The following is a 19,453-nucleotide window of genomic DNA, read 5'->3' on the forward strand; positions in this document are numbered from 1 at the left end:
TGGAGTAGGGTGGACTGCACGTTTACAACGGTAAAAGTAATAACTATTTTAAGACCGTCAGTTCAAAATAGTGCTGTGTCGCTTTTGAATTAGATACGCTATACCAGCGATAATGGGATTCAATAACGATAAAACGATCGCTAGTAGCGCTCTATCATACCAACAAAAAATGACCCAATCAAAGCTGATTGGGTCATTGTTATGTTTTATAGCCAGTTAGGCGTCAAAGCTAAGATTTAGTGTTCGTTATAGACTCTGACGATGACGAATTTCAAAGCTTTGATGAATCGGTTTTTTGATATCAAAATCAAAACCAATGGTTTTTTGGGTAATGTCAATGATGTCATAACGCTCAGTCAGCTGCTCATCCAACTCAAAACGGGTAAAGTTATTAGAGAAGTATAAGATGCCATCTGCCGTTAAGCGGTTCATCGCGCGGTTAATTAGTGCAGCATGGTCACGCTGGACATCAAAGGTACCTTGAAACTTTTTAGAGTTTGAAAAGGTTGGCGGATCAATAAAGATAATATCGAATTGTTCCGTATTGTCTTTGATCCACTCAAAAATATCGGCAGCAACGAATTGATATTTATTACCACTGACATTCAAGCCATTTAAAGCAAAGTTTTGTTTGCCCCAATCCAGATAGTTCTGTGATAAATCAACGCTGGTGACTTTTTTAGCGCCCGCCAATGCCGCATGCACACTCGCCGTACAAGTATAAGCGAATAAGTTCAATACCGATTTATTACGACTGTTGTCTTTGATACGCGCACGCATATTGCGATGGTCAATAAATAGACCCGTATCGAGATAATCGGTGAAATTGACATACAGATAAGCACCATCTTCGCGGGCAATATAAAACTTGCCACGCTTTTCGGTATTGCCTTGTTTGCTATATTGATCATTACCGGATTGACGAGCACGGGTTTTAATAAAGATTTGTTCACGGTTAATACCGAACACTTCACGAATACCCATTAATGCCAAATTAAAGCGTTTTTTGGCGGTTTCTGGTGGAATGGTCTTTGGCGGCGCGTACTCTTGTACATGGGCATAATCACCATATAAGTCGATTGCCACTTTGAAATCAGGTAAGTCAGCGTTATAAACACGGATATTACTCACGTTGTCTTTTTTAGCCAATTTCTTTAGTCGGGTCAGGTTTTTTTGCAAACGATTGATAAAATCTTGACCGTCTTCAACCTCAATTTCACGTTTCTCAAAACGGCTAACGAGATTCCCTGTCTGACCAGCAATCAAGGTGCCGTAGCGGAAGTACACGGTAATGGCGCCATTATGACACCGTAACGTTTTTGGTTCTCTAATCGGCAAAATATCGACTTGCTCAACGTGAGATGCCAATATACCAAGCATCGGGTCAATACCACTACCGGCAAAGCTGTCTTGTAAGATAAGCCCAATCGATTGATATAACGGCTTAATCATTTCTTCATCACCCAGACGCTCACCATAAGGTGGGTTGGTGATAATTAAAGGATTGCTCAAACGACCGTCAGCGACCAAAGGTTTTAATAGCGTGCTTAGCTGATCAAGGGCGCGCGTTTCGATGTCGAGTAGCGGTAACAGGTCTTGTAAACCAGCAGCAATCAGATTCTTTTCTGTGGCAATGATAGCGCCATTATCGGCATCAAATCCAAAGATAAGCGGTAATGTATCTGGCTGCTCATTAGCAATCTCTAATGCTGCACGGAAACGCGTTTGTGCATCATCAATCATTTCTTGCCATAATACTGCGTCATGATGCTGCCACTTGTAAAAACCAAACTGATTGGCGGCTTTATCGATACCGACAGCATAATCGCAGTGCATGAGGAGCGCTTCAATAATAAAGGTACCAGAGCCACACATAGGATCGATTAGCGCATTATAAAAAGGCGCATCACCTGCTTCGTTTTTCTTATGCCAGCCTGCGCTATAAAGTAGCGCAGCTGCTAAGTTTTCTTTTAGTGGTGCTTCTGTCATCGCAACGCGATAGCCACGGCGATGCAAGCTGGTACCTGACAAATCTAGATATAACTCAGCTTGCTTATCATTGACGGTCGCAAAAACAGAAAAGTCTGGGTTTTTACTATCGACGTTAGGGCGGCTCTCATACACTTCGTTAAAGGTATCCGCAATCGCATCTTTAATACGTAGCATGGCAAACTGTTGGCTGACAGCTACACGTTTATCAACAGACAGACGAATCGCAAAGGTTTGCTCTAGGCTAAATTGCTCTGTCCAATTGACCGATTTCGCCAAACCGTACAGCTGCTCAGCCACGTCATATTCGGCATTGATATTTTTGCGTTTAATCAGCATTAATACGCGCGATGCCACGCGCGACCAAAGACAGATCTTATATAAATCACGCAAGGTACCCGTAACAGCAAGGCGACCAGTACTTTTTATCTCACTTGCAATACCAAAACTGGTCAGCTCAGTCTGTAGCGGTGCTTCTAACCCATCGGCGCAGGTGATGATAAGGTCAAGCGACAATACCTGTGAAGATGCTTGTGGAGATGGTTGCGAAGACGCTGTGGATGAGGCGAGCGCGGTTGTTTCGGTCATACGGATACCTGTGGGCTAAATTGATAAATAGTGCACATCATAAAATAAGATGTTTAACCGCTAATTTTACCATAATTCTATAGCGGATGGTTTAAAGCGCTGATGTTTAAGAAAGCGATGATTAAAAGATTTCTATTTGAAAGAACTTTTTATGGCATATAAATGCTAAATAAGTTGCAAGGATATTAATGCTGGTCTTTGTTCAGCGCTAATGACTCTGAAACAGTTTGCGCGGTCGTTGCCAATGGCTTGGGTTTGGTCACAATCGGATAGACGTCTTCTCTTGGCATAAGTAGGCGCATATGAGGATAAGGGGTCGAGATATCAGCGGCATCAAAAGCGCGTTTGATATTCTCTCGTAAATCTTCTTTGATTTTGGGCATACGAGCAACTGCCGCTGGTTTGACCCAAAAGCGGACAATAAAATATATGCCATACTCGCCAATCTCTGCCACAGTCGCAGAAGACTCAGGTCGGTTAAGGACCGCCTCACTATTTGACAGTACTTGTAAAATCTCATCACGTGCTTTATCAATATCATCTTCAAAAGCAATACGCATCTGAATATCAAAGCGTATAAAGTTTTTGGAGGTCAGGTTGGTAACGACGGAGGAGGCCACATTCGAATTGGGTATGATAACCGTAATATTGTCACGAGTTAAGACGTGGGTCGTACGTAAGGCAATCACCACCACGCGCCCTTCATTGTCATTGATATTGACCCAGTCACCAACTTGAAAGGACTGCTCAAGCAAAATGGTAATACCTGCGATAAAATTGGCAAGCGTTGACTGCGCGGCAAAGCCGACCGCCAAACCAGCAATACCCAGACCTGCTACTAAAGAGACGATATCAAAGCCAAACTGCGCCATGACGCTGGCAAGCCCTAATACTAGTAATAGCACAGATAAGATATTCTTAAGCAGCTGCTCAATAGAGGCGTTTAGCCCATAGTGCTGTAGTATTTTATGGACAATTTGTCCAGATGATGTCCATAGCACGTAATATATCCCTGCCCATGTACTGGCTTTGGCAGTGGCTTTAATGGTATCTGGTTCAAAATTCAGCTGACTCATAATAGCAATGACACTGGTCACAGCCCATACATAACGCAAGATTGAGCGGGCAATTTTAGCGCGACGCTCATTCAGACGAATACGTGCTTTGCTTTTTTTTAGTACATAAATAGCAAGCCAATACATAAACCCTGATATCGCAAGCAGTATTAGAATTTTGATGCCAGTGCTCACCAGTTCTACTGATTTAGACGACCAATCTAAGGTGCCTTCCTCGATAGAGCCACCAATCGCAAGAAAAAGGCTGGTATGTAGATCACGAGCAATCTCTTGAAAAAATTCAGTAATACTAGCGATTGCCATTATCTTATCCATGAAAGGTGTGGTTCTAAAAAATATTACTCTGTACTAATAGGATTTTAACCGTATCATTGTAAATAAAACCGCTTTTACCAAATACTGCTTCAACCATATAAAGTAGCTTAAATCCTGACGGCAAATCAAGTTTAGATCTTCTGAAGTCAGCGCTAGTAGGTCTACTCCATTACTTTTAAAACAGAGCATTTAACAGTTGATTAAGAATTGTTTTGATGAATATCAAGCGACTGATACGGTATTTCCATCAAATCCTGAACATCACGCAAGGCGGTACGCAAGCCCTCTAAAATGGTAGGGTGATAAAAAGGCGTATCAAGCATGTCTTTAATACTCAAGTCGTTGGTAATCGCCATTGCTAAGATATGCCCGATGTATTCTGCATCCGGACCGACCATACTTGCACCCAAGATTCTGTCTGTTTTTTTGCAGCCATAAATATGCAATAGACCACAGTTAACACCCATGACGCGGCTACGACCTTGATTGTCGAAGCTGACTTTCCCAATCACATGCTCAAGTGTTGAATCTTCTTTGATTTCCGGTAAAGACATACCAACATTGACGATTTGCGGTGAACTAAATACGATAGAAAACGGCGTCGCAGGCGGACGAATATAAGCGTCTTTTTTGTTATCGCAGACCATACTCCCGGCGCTAAAACCTTCATCGCTTGCTACATGCAGCAAGGGAATATTAGCATTGGCATCGCCAACGATATAAACGTCTAAACCACCGATTTTACCAGTTTTTTTATCCAGCTGTTGTGGGCGATTTTTTTCATCAAGTTCAACGCCTAGGTTTTCAACACCCAATGCCTCTATATTATTACGTCGACCAGTCGCGACCAGTACATAGTCACCTTGCCATTGTTGCATTTCGCCAGCGCTGTCTTCATAATCAATAAAGGCAACAGTGCTGTTTTTATTTATGCTTTTATCGCTATTTTCATCTGATTTTTGACCGACATCAGTAATTTTGCTACCCAAGTGCATGGTCAGCTCACGACTTAAGCAATCAATAGCTTTGTTATTGATATCTTCGTCTTTTAGACCAGCCACGCGTTTGGCGCGATTAAATACCGTTACCCTGACACCCAATCGCGTGAAAGCTTGGGCAAGTTCTAAACCTATAGCACCTGCGCCAATCACAGCCATAGATTTTGGCAAGTCGGCTAACTCAAAGACAGCATCTGAGGTCAGCATAGTATCACCAAGCTTATCTTCCCAGCCATCTGGAATAAAGGTCGAGCTGCCAGTGGCGACAATGATTTTATCTGCTTTGATCAATTGATCATTGACCTCAATCAAGCCTTGCTTATTAATATAAGCCCGTCCCGCTATCTTACTATCCTCAGGCCAGCTATCGACTTGTTTTTCGATGTAGCTGGCAAAATGATCACGCTCAGCGCGCACCCGTTCCATCACCTGTTTGCCATCTATACGAGCAGTGGCATGTACGCCAAACTCAGCAGAATGATTGGTATCATGAGCGCGGTCAGCGGCTGCAATGAGTAGCTTACTTGGCATGCAACCTACCGCAATACAAGTCGTTGTCCAAAAGCCATCATTGATAATAATGACATCTTCTAAGAACTTTTTTGCTTGGCGAAAAGCGTTTTGTCCGGCAGTCCCAGCACCAATGACCGCAACAGATACCTTGCGAGTCACATTTTGATGAGTGCTATGATCAAAGGGAGCAGAAGAATCAGAGGCGGTATCAGGCTGTTTATTCATAGTATTCTCAAATAAAAATAGTTTTAAGGTTTATCGTAAGCTCGATTAAAAGACTAAGGCGCAAGCGTAGTTAATAAACGCTCAGTATAATCCTTTGCTTTAATGTTACGCTGTGCATGAGTGAGCGTACCATTTTTATCAAAGACAAACGCCGAACGTACAAGACCTAGAGTAATATTGCCATACATGTTCTTTTCTTTAATCACATCAAAATAGTGGCAGAGTTTTTCATCGGCATCACTGATAAGTGGAATATGTAGATTATATTTGCTAATAAAGTTTTCATGTGATTCAACGCTATCACGTGAGACGCCAATAATGTCGTAACCTAAATTATCAAATTCGTTAAGATGGGCGGTAAACTCAGTTGCTTGTGTGGTACAGCCAGGTGTATTGTCTTTTGGGTAAAAATAAAGGATAAGTCCTTTGCTGGTGTTGGCGACCAGCTCTTTTAGGCTAATATCATCATGAATGAAATGACCATCTAACTCACGTACGATAGTGACTGGAAAATCAGGTAGAGTAATGGTTTCTGTGGTTGGCTTTGCCATCATAAAATCCTTATTTATTTTGATTGCGGTTATATTATTATTGGTCATCCCATTATAGGCAGATTCATAGAAATAAATCCTCGATTTTACACATCACTTATGGATGAGCAACAAAAAAGACTGGCAATGGCCAGTCTTTTATATATCTAAAAATTTGAGGATTAAGCAGGTTTTTGTGGCTGTTTTAAGTCCAAACCAACGGTACACTGTTGCAAATCTTTTTGCATTTTTTTCACATACGAGAGGCTTGATGGGTCTTTTTTACTTTGCGCATAGCTCTCAATCTCCCACATCTGACCAATGGTCATATTGCTACGGACACCGATCGTGCAATCACAAAGCTTGGTTGCGGTGCTCTTGTCAGCGACTTTATATTTGACCGCGCCATTAACGCAAGTATTGATATTATTCTGCTTAATATCAACAGCGTTCGCTTGTGGCATGGCAAATAGTGCAGCAAGAGCTAGGGGTAGTACTGGCAAAAATTTCATAAATATCCTTTTACATGTGACAGCGATAACTTGAATTTTTTATAAATGAATTCGATTTTGTACAAATGATAAAATATTACTTCTAATAAAACGTTGCTACTTTGATGAGCATTTATATCTTGTGGTAGATAAAGTGGCTCATACCATAGCAATGATTGTATTTAAAATACAACGGCAGCGTGCTGTGTTAATGCAAGCGAATGTTTCGCCAATGTTTAATTGCCTCTATTTTAAGACCGTTTATTCATGTTCTAAGGCGAAACTTCTAAAATCATTACTGATAATGGGTAGGGTCGGCAACGCCTGCCTGAGCGAACCCTTGACGACGCAGCGCGCAGCTATCACAAACGCCGCAGGCAAGACCATTGGCATCTGCTTGATAACAAGAAATTGTTTGTCCGTAATCAACCCCTAGCGACAGACCCAGCTCGATGGTTTTGGCTTTCGATAATTGTTGTAGCGGGGTTTGAATCGATAAATGATGACCGGTAACACCCGCTTTGGTAGCAAGATTTGCCATATGTTGGAAAGCGGCAATATACTCAGGACGGCAATCAGGATATCCTGAATAATCAACTGAACTGACACCAATGACGATATGGTTTGAATCGGTTACTTCAGCGACTGCCAAGGCATAAGATAAGAAGATGGTATTGCGCGCTGGCACATAAGTGTTTGGAATCGCGTCGTTATCAATCTCATCACGCTTTTTGTCTGGGAATTTATCAGTATCACCATCAGGCACAATCATACTGTGATCCGTTAGTGATGAGCCACCCAATTGGGCGATATCGATATCAATAATTCTGTGATTAACGCCTGCAGTTTCAGCGATTGCTTTGGCAGCGACCAGCTCACTATTATGACGTTGACCATAATCAAAGCTGACTGCGGTTACTGACGCATAACGGGCCTTTGCCCAATATAGACAAGTCACTGAATCAAGCCCACCTGATAGCAGTACGACCGCATTTTGGCTTTTATGCAGCTCATTTAATTGGGTATCGTTTTCTTGATCAGCAGAGGAGGTTGGCAGAGCAGTATTTGTCATAATGGCATCTATTATTGGTTAGCGAAAAACGCCTATTTTAGCAAAAATTCTACCATTACAGAACCTTGAAAGCAGCATTAAAACATCATGCAAGTAATAGGATAAAGTTTAGGAAATCGATAATTAGTAGCTTTAGATAAGCAGTCGCATTTAAGACGATAATTTAATGTCATCTTTTCAATCTGTTAGCAAATTTTGTTATAATCGCTGCTGTTTTAAATCATGTTTGAAGCGTTGCCTTATGAAGCATCATTGTTAGCCATACGCAGATAGCTTTTATTGCAGCCTTTTGAATAAATCGATTGATTATCTCTTTTGAAGTAACGCCATTCTTGTCAAGATATTGAGTAACTTATGACTGCAGCAACCTTATTTACACCAACAATCACGCCTCAGTTTGACAAGGCTTCTATCGATACTGATGTGAATCATCATTATAAAACAACTGACATTGAGGCGATGTTATATGATGATGTCGATGACAGAAATGATGATTTTATGGATGAGCAAGCAGATAACATATTGGCTGATACGCAATCACTGACCGAGTCGGCTCACTTTCGGAAATTGCAAAAGAAGCTTCGTCGTCAAGTATCATGGGCGATTCGCGACTTTAATATGATTGAAGATGGCGATGTGGTGATGGTCTGCGTATCAGGCGGTAAAGACAGCTATACGTTGCTCGATATCTTGCTGCTATTAAAACGTATCGCCCCGATTCATTTTGATATCGTTGCCGTCAATCTTGACCAAAAGCAGCCCGGCTATCCAGAAGAGGTGTTGCCCGCCTATCTAAACGAGCAGGGCATCGCTCATTATATTCTGGAAAAAGATACTTATAGTATTGTCAAAAGCGTGGTGCCAGAAGGGAAAACCTATTGCTCAGCGTGTTCACGTCTGCGTCGTGGCTCACTGTATGGTTTCGCCAAACAAATCGGTGCGACCAAGATTGCGCTTGGGCACCATCGCGATGATATGTTGGCGACTTTCTTTTTGAACTTATTTCATGGTGGCGCGTTGAAATCGATGCCGCCCAAATTACTCAGTGACGACAAGCAAAACATGCTCATCCGTCCACTGGCTTATGTGGAAGAAAAAGACATCATTGAATATGCGAGCCTAAAAGAATTCCCGATTATTCCGTGTAATCTCTGTGGCAGCCAGACCAATCTGCAACGGGCCATTATTAATGACATGCTACGAGAATGGGACGATGCTCACCCTCAGCGTCTAGCGTCTATTTTTAAAGCGATGCAAAATGTTGCGCCCTCGCAATTGGCAGATAGAGAGCTGTTTGATTTTGAAACATTAAGTCTGGATCGTGATGATAACGAGCGTTTGTTTGAAGGTGACAATATCCAAGCGGGGCAAATAGAGAGTCTGGCTGAGATTGGTTTGCCAGTATCACCAGAAACGCAGATATTCAATCCAGACTTTGCTAATGCAGAAAAGGGCAGCCGTGCGCCGAAAAAAATTCCAACGATTAATCCAGTGATTTGATGACTTAATAATTTAATGATCTAATACCGTTTACGCTCTTCAAATAAAAAAACCAGCTCATGATAGATTCATGGCTGGTTTTTTTATTTTAATCATATTTTGAACAGTTTAGCTTTCGCCAAATACTGGTAGAGGATCAAAGCTAACCTCCGATCGTGGTAACTTGGCAACATCTTGCATGCGCCAATCGTCTTTACCTTTATGACTTACTTGTAAATAATATTTTGCTTTAAGAGGATCGATATCTACTTGGGCGCTATATTTATTGCCTTCTAGATGCTTTAACACCGCATCACGGTCTTTTTTAATGTCAGTGGCATGAGATATAGACAGATCCAGTGTTTCAGGATAGCTAAGTGGACTGCCATTAATCAATTTACCCGACTGTAGACTTTGCTCAGGATAATTCAGATAAAACACAACATCGCCATTATCTGCAAATTGCATTTGTCCATGCAAGTCTAAATCATAGGTCAACTTGTCACGCGACACATCATGATAAAGGGTTTTACCATCCATATACCAGTCGTCGCGTACCACGCTATCACGAATCTGATAAGAGTAATAAACAAACCAGATGCAAGCAATGACGACAAAAGCTGGCATACCAATGACAAAGATAACCACCATATAGTTTTTATACCATGGCTGGCTGTCTTGATGCTTAAAATTTGGGGCTGGACTGGACATAACATACCTATTAATCAGATATCTAGTAACCGTATCAACGGATAAGGCTGACAGCCAAAAGCTGCCAAGGTAAGGTAACTCAATCACCAGTGAGCTATCAAGCGCTAACTCACTGGTAGGTATCATTTAACAATGAATGTTAATATTTACTGACCTTGAGTGGTAAAAACATTTTGCTTACTAACATGATATTTGCCGTCTTCACTACTGACATTCAAAGTCACGGGTGTTTGACCAAATTCAATCATATCAGGGTCGCCATAGATACTAACTGGCATATCAAAGCTTTCACCGGCATCTAACGGCACATCGTTAAAGCGAATCTCCAAGCTCAAACCCTCTTGCGGTGCGAGCGTTATTTTATAAGTATGGGCATCTTGGGTTTTATTGGTCAGCTTAACGATATAACTGTTTTCAATCATGCCTTGCTGATTCAATGAAGACAACTGATTGCGGTCACGCCGTATATCAATCTCTAATGGCACACGGTCATTCAAAGCGTATAAAACACCGCCACAAAGTATCGTGAGAAGTGCTAAGTAAGCGAAGAAACGAGGGCGAAAGACACGGCTCTTCTCTTTTTCAGCCAATTGACGCTCTGTGGTATAACGGATAAGTCCGCGTGGATAGCCCACTTTATCCATTATCTCATTACAAGCATCCACACAGGCGGCGCACTGAATACAAGCTACTTGTAATCCATCACGAATATCAATCCCAGTAGGGCAGACCTGTACACACATCTGACACTCGATACAGTCGCCTAAATTATCAGGGTTGGTGCCTTTTTTGCGAGCACCGCGAGGCTCGCCGCGCTCATAATCATAAGAAACCACCAAGGTATCTTTATCAAACATCACACTTTGAAAACGACCATAAGGGCAGATTTGGATACACATCTGCTCGCGCATATAACCTGCATTGACGTAGGTCGAAAACGCAAAAATAAATACTGATACCCAAATCCACGTCGCCCAATCAGGGAAGGGGATAAAACCAATCATCTGCCAGCTATTGTATAGAGCATCTGTACCGGATACATAACTTACAAAGGTCGTGGCGGTAATCATGGAAAACACAAACCAGATGAAATATATCAAGAAGCGTTTAAACACCTTGGTTGCGCTCATTGGTTCTTTATCAAACTTAATGCGTTTATTACGATCGCCAATCACCCATTTTTCTACATATTGAAATAAATGCGTCCAAATGGTCTGGGGACAAGCATAGCCACACCAAACTCGCCCTGCATAGACTGTTACCATAAATAAGGCGAAGGCTGCAATGATAGCAAAGGCGGCAATAAAATAAAAATCCTGCGTCAAAAATGTCATGCCAAAAATATAATAATGCTGGGATGGCACATCAAACCAAATAGCTTGTCGTCCGTTATAGCGTAACCAGGGCAACAGCAAAAACGCCGCTAAAAGTGCATACATCGTAATAACACGAATGTTTTGATAGAAACCAGTCACAAATCGTGGATGGACACGATGCTTGGTAGCATCAAGATCTACTTGCTGTACAGGGATTTTATTAGATTGTGGTGCTGACATAAACGTGCCTCTTTAAAAAAAGAATCAGTCTGCTGGCATGGGTAACAAACATCTATTATAAAAATAAGATAGGTGGATGTGCGGTGTTATCAATGTCAGTAAGTAGAGAGATAAAAATTAAAATGCCTTTAATTCGTCTACCAAATGAGGGATGATCAATAATTGGCAAAAAAGCTGAAATGGCTCTGTCACCAATGTCTTATGGTCTAACTATTTTAACATTCTCCCTACTATAAATGGGGTGAGAGTGTTAAAAAGCAATATCTATATGAGGGCTATTACGCTACAAATAGTAGTACTGCTAAAAGCCATAATTGATGACAAAGCTTAAATATTTTTAATAAAAAAGAGAGGACTGTAATGACAGACCTCCCTTTATCTAAATCTACTCGTCAATGAGATAGCTGCTAACCAAGTAACTATAGTTAAAATTAACCGTATTAGTTAACCGTCTTCTCTGTACTTACCACTTGTTTTGGCATTGCAGCAGCAACAGAAGTTGCCTTAGCAGCAGGTTGAACAGTTCTATCTGATAATGAATATACGTAGGCCGCAAGCAACATAATACGTTCATTACCTAGCTTGGTTTCCCACTCAGGCATCACACCTGCACGACCATAACGTAATGTTTCTCGAATAGTCTCGCGATCGCCACCATATAACCAGATATTATCTGTTAAGTTTGGCGCACCCGCTGAAATCATACCTTTACCCTCTGGACCATGACAAAGCACACAGTTGGTAGGTTCTTTAAAGATGGCTTCACCTTGAGCAACTTGGGCTTTATCAAGTTCGTAACCGGGTTGGTTACCAGATAGTGACAACACATATTCAGAAACAGCACGAATACCATCTTCACCAAGTTGATCACGCCATGCAGCCATGCCGCCGACGCGGCCATTATGTAACGTCGTTAAGATGTTTGACGCTTCGCCGCCATATAACCAATCATTATCGGTTAGATTTGGATAACCTGTAGCACCTTTGGCGTTTGAGCCATGACAGACCGCACAGTTCTGTAAGAACAAGCGACTACCGACTTTTAACGCATTCGGGTTTTCAGATAGCTTTTCTACATAAGGTGACAGTTCTGCAATTTTCTCATCAATTTGAGCTTGCAGATCTGCAGGCGGCTTTTCACTACGACGCATAGTCGCTTGCATCTCAGACAAGCTGGCTAGGGTCTTAGTAGCACCGCTGGCATCTGCTTTTGCCAAAATGTTTTTCTCAAAGTTATCCGTAAATACTTTGTTGTTACTCTCAAGCTCACTGTAAAGCTCGTTTTTAGAGGTCCATGGCAAAGTTTTGCCATCGACTTCTACGGTTGTGATGCCTTCCCATTTTGAGGGGAAAATACCTGGAAAGAACACCCAGTAAGCAACACCCCAAATGATTGATCCAAAAAATATCACTAGCCACCATTTAGGCAGCGCTTTATCATATTCTCGAATACCGTCGTATTCATGCCCTGTGGTACCGTCGTCTTCTACTTCTGGTTTGAATTTTAAGACCATTAGTAGAATACCGAGGATGAACGCCCAGCACATGATACTTAGTATAGTTATCCAAGAACTCCAAAAGAATGTCATCATTTATCCTTATCGCGCTGCTCGTCAGACAGAGATTTGATATCCTCGTCATCAAGCGCAAGTTGTGCATCTTCTTCGAAGCGTTTTTTGTTTTTTGGCGAATACGCCCACCATGCAACACCTACGAAGGCAATAAAGGCAGAAACGGTCGCAATTGTTTGTAATTCACCAATACCCATTAGCGCTGTCCTTCCATTGCGGTACCTAACTGCTGAAGGTAGGCAACCAAAGCATCAAGCTCAGTAGCACCAAGCACAGCATCTGGAGCGCCTTCAATATCTTCTTCAGTATAAGGCACACCGAAGCGATCACGGAAGAGACGCATTTTGGCTTGAACATTAGAACCATTCACTTCATTGGTCGCAAGCCATGGGAAACCGGGCATGACTGATTCAGGCACTAATGAACGTGGGTCAATCAGATGTTGTCTTTGCCAATCTTCAGAATAACGGCCGCCCACACGTGCTAAATCGGGACCAGTACGTTTTGAGCCCCAAAGAAAAGGGTGATCCCACGTTGATTCGGCAGCACGTGAGTATGGTCCATAACGCTCAACTTCAGCACGTAATGGACGTACCATTTGGGTATGGCAGACATGACAACCTTCACGAATGTAGATGTCACGACCTTCAAATTCAAGCGCAGTCCAAGGCTCCATAGAAGGGAGAGGAGTGTTCACACCACCTTCTTCAGCACCTCTATAATCGTATATCAGCGGTACAATCTCAACGAGCGTTGCAAAGCTAATAGCGATAACGATACCGATGACCAACAAGCCTGTATTTTTTTCAATAATTTCATGCGGTGTACCAGCCATGATCGCTCCTTATACTTTAGCTGTCGAGATTTGATCGACACTAGGTTCATGATCAGTCGGATCAGCAATGTCTACTGGCTTACCTTCTGGCATCTTGATTGTTCTATAGACATTATATGCCATCACAAACATACCAGATACATACAGAAGACCACCAAACGCACGACCAATATATGGGAAATGCGAGAACTCAACGGTATCAACAAAGCTGTATACCAAAGTACCATCAGGGTTGGTCGCAAGCCACATCATGCCTTGGCCAATACCTGAAATCCACATAGAGACGATATAGAAGATGGTACCTGCTGTTGCTAGCCAGAAATGCGTTGTGATCAAGCTGATAGAATACATTTTAGGCTTGTTATAAATACGTGGTAACAGTACATATAACGAACCAATGGTAATCATACCAACCCAGCCAAGCGCACCTGAGTGTACGTGACCGATCGTCCAATCCGTATTATGCGATAACGCATTGACTGTCTTAATCGACATCATTGGACCTTCAAACGTCGACATGGCATAGAATGACAAAGCGACAATCATAAAGCGAATGATCGGATCGGTACGCAGCTTATCCCAACTACCTGAGAGCGTTAGTACACCGTTAATCATACCACCCCAAGATGGAGCAAATAGAATGATTGAGAATACCATTGCTAGAGACTGCGTCCAATCTGGAAGCGCTGAATAATGCAAATGGTGACCACCAGCCCACATATATGAAGCAATCAATGCCCAAAAGTGAACGATAGACAAACGGTAAGAATAAATAGGGCGACCAATCTGTACTGGTACGAAATAATACATCATGCCTAAGAAAGCAGCCGTCAGATAGAAGCCTACCGCATTATGCCCGTACCACCACTGCACCATGGCATCGGTTGCACCGCCAAACAGCGAGTAAGACTTAAACGCACTAACAGGAATCGCCATGCTGTTTACAATATGCAGTAGCGCAATCGTAATAATAAAGGCAGCAAAGAACCAGTTAGCCACATAGATATGTGAGGTTTTACGCTTAATCAGTGTACCGAAGAAGACAATAGCATAAGATATCCATACCAATGCGATAAGGATGTCAATCGGCCATTCAAGCTCAGCGTATTCTTTAGCCGAGGTTAAACCTAATGGTAAGGTGATAACAGCCGATACGATAACCGTCTGCCAACCCCAAAAGGTAAACCAAGCTAAGTAAGGCGCAAATAATCTTGTCTTACAAGTACGCTGAACGATGTAATAAGACGTTGCGAACAAGGCTGAGCCACCGAACGCAAAAATAACCGCATTGGTGTGCAGTGGTCTTAAACGACTAAAAGTCAGCCATGGAATGTCAAAATTGAGTGCTGGCCATGCTAACTGAGAAGCAATGAACACACCAATACTCATGCCGACGATGCCCCATACCACGGCCATAACCGTAAAGAATCTTACGATAGTAATTTCATATTCACGGTCAATGGGGGCGAGTGCTGTGTTTTGTAAACTCATTGGATGATTCCTTTACAGCCCGAATTATCAACAGAATTAACTAACATGCCATGTCATCTAGATCATGATAAAGATCATAACCAAACAATGGCTTTGGTAAAGGCTGTTTTCACTCGTCTTATCAGGCTGACGGTATTAACTATCAAGCTAAGCATGGTCTAGATATCAGTGATTGCTGATGGGTAGAGAGCAGTACTAAAGCGGACTGCCCGCGAAGCTGATTGATAGTAGGATTGTTAATATGTTGTCAGGTTTAATAAGAAAATGTGCCGTTCTCGAGCATCAAACATCTATTGAGGCTGAGTATTTATCTTAATTGTCACCGCCAAAAGCCGTACAAACCAAGATAGATACTGATGTTCAACCGGTGATAAGAAGGTATCGACCGTCAATGTATGCTAGCGATAGCTGACAAAAAAACATATTTACGTAATGTTTAGTTAAAACTCCCGACTCTGTTTAAGGGTATTGTAACGCAAACCTAATCAAATATCATCAGAACTATGCGCCAAAATACAAACTCTTTAGTAAAATCTTAGCAAGCAACTTATCACTGCTACGCTATCCACTTATTTTATACCCAATTTCATGACTATTCTATAGATGAAAAAAGATTGTATTCACAAGTTTGTATGGACCAACTATGAACAAGGTTTTGTAACAATTTTATTATTTGTTCTACAAATAAGTTTTACTTATTGTAAAGTCGCATCTTATAATGCCACTGAGCAGCATCCATAATAAAGTGTCTATTATATAAAATAGTCACCTTGTAGTAGTAAGTTTTTTGGCATTTAACTGGCTGTTTGGTTGGAGCACGAAAGGTGCTGACCTAGCACCGATTAACAACAATAGGTATTAAGGATAATAATATGGCAGTTTTTTTGACAGATGAATGGTTTGAGCAAGTTGAGCAAATGGGTCAAGAAGCAGGTGAGCTTAATTTGCCGCCCGCACTTGCGAATATGATCGTCAATCTAAAAGTATCTGATAGCGATCAAGACATCGAAGCCAACTTTGCAAATGGTCTATTACATCGCGGCTTAAACGATGGAGCGACCACCACGTTATTGCTTGATCGTAGTATCCTACAATCCATCATCACTGATTTCGATACCAATGAAATCATGGGCGCCTTTATGGGTGGCAAAATTCGTGTCGAAGGCGATATGTCACAGTTGATGGCAGTACAGACGGCTCGTCCAAGTGCTGAGCAAAAAGCGCTTTATAGCAATATTAAGTCAATGACTACAATGGCTTAGAGTTATTATTAATTTAATCGTATTTAGACAAATAAAAAGCCCCTAAAATCAATTAGGGGCTTTTTATTTGTCTAAAATAATCTAAATCTGACTAGCTGGCTTTCGATTGTGCTACTTGCTGATTTTCTTTATAAATAGCCGCTTGTAGCCATACGTTTGCTTGTACGTAATCATGAACGTTAATAGAGGCAGTATCAGGTGTTTTTAGCGCACCAATACGCATCACAAACGGATCAGCATCTTGTTCGCGCAGTACCACCACATCAAACAGAATAATCGTTTTACCATTAAATAGGGTTTCTTGCTTGCCAAGTACTTGACCTTGACACCACGCTTCATCTTCTTGACCTAACGTATCGCCAAACAAATAAGCACACATATGACCCAGATTGATCTCAACCGGCGCCATTTGTTCTTTGGTTTCTGGTTGCCATGCTTTGATTTGTTCTTGTAGGTCATCCGGCATCTTTCCATCGTTTGCCGCAACGATATCATTAAAAGCGCGGTGATAGCGTATCGCTTCTTGGTCTTCTACTTTGATGACTTCATTTTGTTCACTGATTTTGATCTCATGTGCCCAGGCGCTAAAATTCACAAAATAGGTGGTATCACGTTGATACAGATGGCGATTCGCAGTATATAGCTGATCAAAAGCATAGATGATGCTGCCATCAGTGGTACGTAAGCGTAATACGGCATCGTGTGAATTGTCATTGACAATCATACGCTCGATTTTACAGCTCAATCCATATGGGCTGTCGACACAAGGATAGGCATTGATAAAGCATTCAGGCTTGCCATTCTTCATTGCCAGTACTTGATTGATATGACAAGGTTGGTTCTCAGATAGCAATAAACAGCTGTCTTTGGCACTGACATCGGTATTAAGGCCTTTAGGCATCGCTGCTTTTTCAATCATCTGTTGTAACCATTCAGGTACATCATGACTCATGTCATCAGTCAGAATACGCCAATGGTCACCGTGACCAGCTGATTGCTCATCAGTTAAGGTGATTTTGGTAGGAGATTGGATGTTTTTATATTGATAATTAATGGTCATGAAAATACTCAAACTTAAGTCAGCCATGAGGTTTGGGTCTGAAACTGTGATCGCTGAGTACCATGTGCCACTTAAAAAGAGGGGTTTATGATGGTCAGCAATGCCGTCAGTAAAGAGGCAACAAACAACAATGAGGGGTTAATGACAATTGTCTTTAGCATACAATATATAGGTATAGACACAGAGAATAGCAAGTCTGTTATAAAAAATAATCATAAAACCGCATTTTTTATTATAAAATCTGGACAGTTTTCGGTAATGACTGGCACCTGTTAGCCAAATTGTGTCAAACTAGCTCCCTTTTGACAGCCACATTTGGCTTGTCTTACACCCTGTTTTTGTGTTCGATTGATATGTTTTTGTGGCAGCTGCAAAAGTATGATGCAATTGCCGCTATTTGTTTTGTAACCTACATAAAGTCGCACGTAGATAAGATAAAGAGTTTGAATATGTTTCGTCCTTTAGCGTTATTTATCGGCTTACGGTACACCCGAGCAGAACGTAGTAATGGTTTTATCTCTTTTATATCACTGATTTCAATGATTGGTCTGACGCTTGGCGTGGCGGTATTGATTACCGTACTGTCGGTCATGAATGGCTTCGATCGTGAGCTAAAAACGCGTATTTTGGGTATGGTACCGCAAGCGACTGTCACATCAACTGAGATTATCGGTGATTGGAAACAAGTCGCGGACAAGATTAAAGAAGATCCAGAAGTGGTTGCAGTTGCGCCTTTTATCCAGTTGCAAGGTATGTTGACCTCGAATGGTCAGGTAGCTGGCATCATGGTGACAGGTGTTGATCCTGAGTATGAGAAAAACGTTTCTATCATCAATGAGCATATGGTAGAAGGCAATATTGATACGCTAAAAAATGGCGAGTTCGGTATTGTGCTTGGTGAAGGTATGGTGCAATCACTAGGGTTGCAATTGGGTGACAAAGTCACTCTCGTACTGCCAGAAGCATCGCCGTCACCTGCTGGCGTGATACCACGCTTTAAGCGCTTTACCTTGACTGGTATATTTTCTATCAGTCCAGAAGTGGACAGTCTCATGGCATTTATTCCAATGGGCGATGCGGCAAAATTACTGCGTTTACCAGAGGGCGCCCAAGGTATCCGTATGAAGCTTCATGATATCTTTACAGCGCCAATGGCAGCACAAAAAGCGGCTGCGATTGCGCCAGAGCAATTATATCCTAGTGATTGGACCCAGACGCATGGCAATCTATTTGGTGCTATCCAAATGGAAAAAGCCATGGTTGGCTTGCTACTGTTCTTAATCATCCTCGTGGCAGCTTTTAATATTGTTTCAAGTTTAGTGATGCTAGTCACAGATAAAAAGGCTGACATTGCTATCTTAAAAACTTTTGGCGCCTCACCGCGTCTGATTACCCAAGTCTTTATGGTACAAGGTGTGGTGATTGGTTTTATTGGTACCATTGCAGGTACGATATTGGGCGTGATATTTGCATTAACGGTCAGTGATATTTTGGGCTTTATTAATAATAGCTTTGGTCTAAATTTATTTGATGCCTATTTTGTGAACTATCTACCATCGCAGCTGCGTTTGGCGGATGTGGTATTGATTACCAGTGCGTCATTTATATTGAGCTTTTTGGCGACCATTTATCCAGCACGCCGAGCGGCTAAAATTCAGCCTGCACAAACGCTGCGTTACGAGTAATTTACA

General features: G+C 41.8%; 16 protein-coding genes. 3 read left to right on the top strand and 13 right to left on the bottom strand.

The features are described 5' to 3' along the window. Window positions 1-246: 246 nt before the first annotated feature. The 6 genes from rlmKL to queC all read right to left on the bottom strand — a co-directional run bounded on the left by rlmKL (window position 247) and on the right by queC (window position 7,797). A complete protein-coding gene (gene rlmKL, locus PSYCG_RS04070) occupies window positions 247-2,577 on the bottom strand; it encodes a bifunctional 23S rRNA (guanine(2069)-N(7))-methyltransferase RlmK/23S rRNA (guanine(2445)-N(2))-methyltransferase RlmL (RefSeq protein WP_020443061.1) in 2,331 nt (776 codons plus the stop codon). Window positions 2,578-2,762: 185 nt separating this feature from the next. Beyond that, window positions 2,763-3,956 carry a mechanosensitive ion channel family protein gene (locus PSYCG_RS04075; RefSeq protein ID WP_020443062.1) on the bottom strand — a complete coding sequence of 398 codons (1,194 nt, stop codon included), beginning with the start codon at window positions 3,954-3,956 and terminating at the stop codon, window positions 2,763-2,765. A gap of 212 nt (window positions 3,957-4,168) precedes the next feature. Beyond that, window positions 4,169-5,704 carry a dihydrolipoyl dehydrogenase gene (locus tag PSYCG_RS04080; RefSeq protein ID WP_020443063.1) on the bottom strand — a complete coding sequence of 512 codons (1,536 nt, stop codon included), beginning with the start codon at window positions 5,702-5,704 and terminating at the stop codon, window positions 4,169-4,171. Window positions 5,705-5,757: 53 nt separating this feature from the next. Then, window positions 5,758-6,255, bottom strand: a complete 498-nt coding sequence (locus PSYCG_RS04085; RefSeq protein ID WP_020443064.1) for a peroxiredoxin — start codon at window positions 6,253-6,255, stop codon at window positions 5,758-5,760. 161 nt (window positions 6,256-6,416) lie between these two features. Next, on the bottom strand, window positions 6,417-6,746 hold the full coding sequence (locus PSYCG_RS04090) for a hypothetical protein (RefSeq protein WP_011513123.1): 330 nt from the start codon (window positions 6,744-6,746) through the stop codon (window positions 6,417-6,419). A 274-nt stretch (window positions 6,747-7,020) separates the two neighbouring features. Then, entirely contained in the window at window positions 7,021-7,797 is a 777-nt protein-coding gene (queC, locus tag PSYCG_RS04095; RefSeq protein ID WP_020443065.1) for a 7-cyano-7-deazaguanine synthase QueC, read from the bottom strand. Window positions 7,798-8,151: 354 nt separating this feature from the next. Here queC and ttcA point away from each other — a divergent pair, with 354 nt between their 5' ends. Next, window positions 8,152-9,297: a tRNA 2-thiocytidine(32) synthetase TtcA gene (gene ttcA, locus PSYCG_RS04100; protein WP_020443066.1), complete on the top strand. Its 1,146-nt coding sequence runs from the start codon at window positions 8,152-8,154 to the stop codon at window positions 9,295-9,297. Window positions 9,298-9,405: 108 nt separating this feature from the next. Here the strand turns inward: ttcA and PSYCG_RS04105 are convergent, their stop codons facing one another. The 6 genes from PSYCG_RS04105 to ccoN all read right to left on the bottom strand — a co-directional run bounded on the left by PSYCG_RS04105 (window position 9,406) and on the right by ccoN (window position 15,440). Next, window positions 9,406-9,987, bottom strand: coding sequence for a FixH family protein (locus PSYCG_RS04105; RefSeq protein ID WP_011513126.1), 582 nt, complete (start codon window positions 9,985-9,987; stop codon window positions 9,406-9,408). A gap of 146 nt (window positions 9,988-10,133) precedes the next feature. Continuing rightward, a complete protein-coding gene (gene ccoG / locus PSYCG_RS04110) occupies window positions 10,134-11,543 on the bottom strand; it encodes a cytochrome c oxidase accessory protein CcoG (protein ID WP_020443068.1) in 1,410 nt (469 codons plus the stop codon). Between the two features lie 440 nt (window positions 11,544-11,983). Beyond that, window positions 11,984-13,132 carry a cytochrome-c oxidase, cbb3-type subunit III gene (ccoP, locus tag PSYCG_RS04115; protein ID WP_011513128.1) on the bottom strand — a complete coding sequence of 383 codons (1,149 nt, stop codon included), beginning with the start codon at window positions 13,130-13,132 and terminating at the stop codon, window positions 11,984-11,986. Further along, complete coding sequence (locus PSYCG_RS04120; RefSeq protein ID WP_011513129.1) at window positions 13,132-13,311, bottom strand: CcoQ/FixQ family Cbb3-type cytochrome c oxidase assembly chaperone; 180 nt, start codon at window positions 13,309-13,311, stop codon at window positions 13,132-13,134. Before PSYCG_RS04120 ends, ccoP begins: the two co-directional genes overlap by 1 nt. Further along, the gene (gene ccoO, locus PSYCG_RS04125; protein WP_011513130.1) at window positions 13,311-13,949 is read right to left on the bottom strand and encodes a cytochrome-c oxidase, cbb3-type subunit II; all 639 of its coding nucleotides are present in this window, start codon (window positions 13,947-13,949) and stop codon (window positions 13,311-13,313) included. The genes PSYCG_RS04120 and ccoO overlap by 1 nt, the downstream gene beginning before the upstream one ends. A gap of 9 nt (window positions 13,950-13,958) precedes the next feature. Then, on the bottom strand, window positions 13,959-15,440 hold the full coding sequence (gene ccoN / locus PSYCG_RS04130; RefSeq protein WP_020443069.1) for a cytochrome-c oxidase, cbb3-type subunit I: 1,482 nt from the start codon (window positions 15,438-15,440) through the stop codon (window positions 13,959-13,961). A gap of 872 nt (window positions 15,441-16,312) precedes the next feature. Between ccoN and PSYCG_RS04135 the strand changes: the two genes are divergently transcribed. Then, window positions 16,313-16,702 carry a hypothetical protein gene (locus PSYCG_RS04135; RefSeq protein ID WP_011513132.1) on the top strand — a complete coding sequence of 130 codons (390 nt, stop codon included), beginning with the start codon at window positions 16,313-16,315 and terminating at the stop codon, window positions 16,700-16,702. Window positions 16,703-16,793: 91 nt separating this feature from the next. Here the strand turns inward: PSYCG_RS04135 and PSYCG_RS04140 are convergent, their stop codons facing one another. Continuing rightward, window positions 16,794-17,762 (bottom strand): hypothetical protein, encoded by a 969-nt coding sequence (locus PSYCG_RS04140; RefSeq protein ID WP_020443070.1) that lies wholly within the window; start codon window positions 17,760-17,762, stop codon window positions 16,794-16,796. 449 nt (window positions 17,763-18,211) lie between these two features. On the opposite strand from PSYCG_RS04140, the gene PSYCG_RS04150 reads away from it, so the two are divergent. Next, on the top strand, window positions 18,212-19,447 hold the full coding sequence (locus PSYCG_RS04150; protein WP_011513134.1) for a lipoprotein-releasing ABC transporter permease subunit: 1,236 nt from the start codon (window positions 18,212-18,214) through the stop codon (window positions 19,445-19,447). Window positions 19,448-19,453 lie beyond the last annotated feature (6 nt).

The organism is Psychrobacter sp. G (genome assembly GCF_000418305.1).
Lineage (GTDB): Bacteria > Pseudomonadota > Gammaproteobacteria > Pseudomonadales > Moraxellaceae > Psychrobacter > Psychrobacter cryohalolentis.

Excerpts from the sequence above, each read along its gene's own strand:
- rlmKL (WP_020443061.1), bottom strand. The coding sequence starts at position 2,577 with ATGACCGAAACAACCGCGCTCGCCTCATCCACAGCGTCTTCGCAACCA.
- PSYCG_RS04075 (WP_020443062.1), bottom strand. The coding sequence starts at position 3,956 with ATGGCAATCGCTAGTATTACTGAATTTTTTCAAGAGATTGCTCGTGAT.
- PSYCG_RS04080 (WP_020443063.1), bottom strand. The coding sequence starts at position 5,704 with ATGAATAAACAGCCTGATACCGCCTCTGATTCTTCTGCTCCCTTTGAT.
- PSYCG_RS04085 (WP_020443064.1), bottom strand. The coding sequence starts at position 6,255 with ATGGCAAAGCCAACCACAGAAACCATTACTCTACCTGATTTTCCAGTC.
- PSYCG_RS04090 (WP_011513123.1), bottom strand. The coding sequence starts at position 6,746 with ATGAAATTTTTGCCAGTACTACCCCTAGCTCTTGCTGCACTATTTGCC.
- queC (WP_020443065.1), bottom strand. The coding sequence starts at position 7,797 with ATGACAAATACTGCTCTGCCAACCTCCTCTGCTGATCAAGAAAACGAT.
- ttcA (WP_020443066.1), top strand. The coding sequence starts at position 8,152 with ATGACTGCAGCAACCTTATTTACACCAACAATCACGCCTCAGTTTGAC.
- PSYCG_RS04105 (WP_011513126.1), bottom strand. The coding sequence starts at position 9,987 with ATGTCCAGTCCAGCCCCAAATTTTAAGCATCAAGACAGCCAGCCATGG.
- ccoG (WP_020443068.1), bottom strand. The coding sequence starts at position 11,543 with ATGTCAGCACCACAATCTAATAAAATCCCTGTACAGCAAGTAGATCTT.
- ccoP (WP_011513128.1), bottom strand. The coding sequence starts at position 13,132 with ATGACATTCTTTTGGAGTTCTTGGATAACTATACTAAGTATCATGTGC.
- PSYCG_RS04120 (WP_011513129.1), bottom strand. The coding sequence starts at position 13,311 with ATGGGTATTGGTGAATTACAAACAATTGCGACCGTTTCTGCCTTTATT.
- ccoO (WP_011513130.1), bottom strand. The coding sequence starts at position 13,949 with ATGGCTGGTACACCGCATGAAATTATTGAAAAAAATACAGGCTTGTTG.
- ccoN (WP_020443069.1), bottom strand. The coding sequence starts at position 15,440 with ATGAGTTTACAAAACACAGCACTCGCCCCCATTGACCGTGAATATGAA.
- PSYCG_RS04135 (WP_011513132.1), top strand. The coding sequence starts at position 16,313 with ATGGCAGTTTTTTTGACAGATGAATGGTTTGAGCAAGTTGAGCAAATG.
- PSYCG_RS04140 (WP_020443070.1), bottom strand. The coding sequence starts at position 17,762 with ATGACCATTAATTATCAATATAAAAACATCCAATCTCCTACCAAAATC.
- PSYCG_RS04150 (WP_011513134.1), top strand. The coding sequence starts at position 18,212 with ATGTTTCGTCCTTTAGCGTTATTTATCGGCTTACGGTACACCCGAGCA.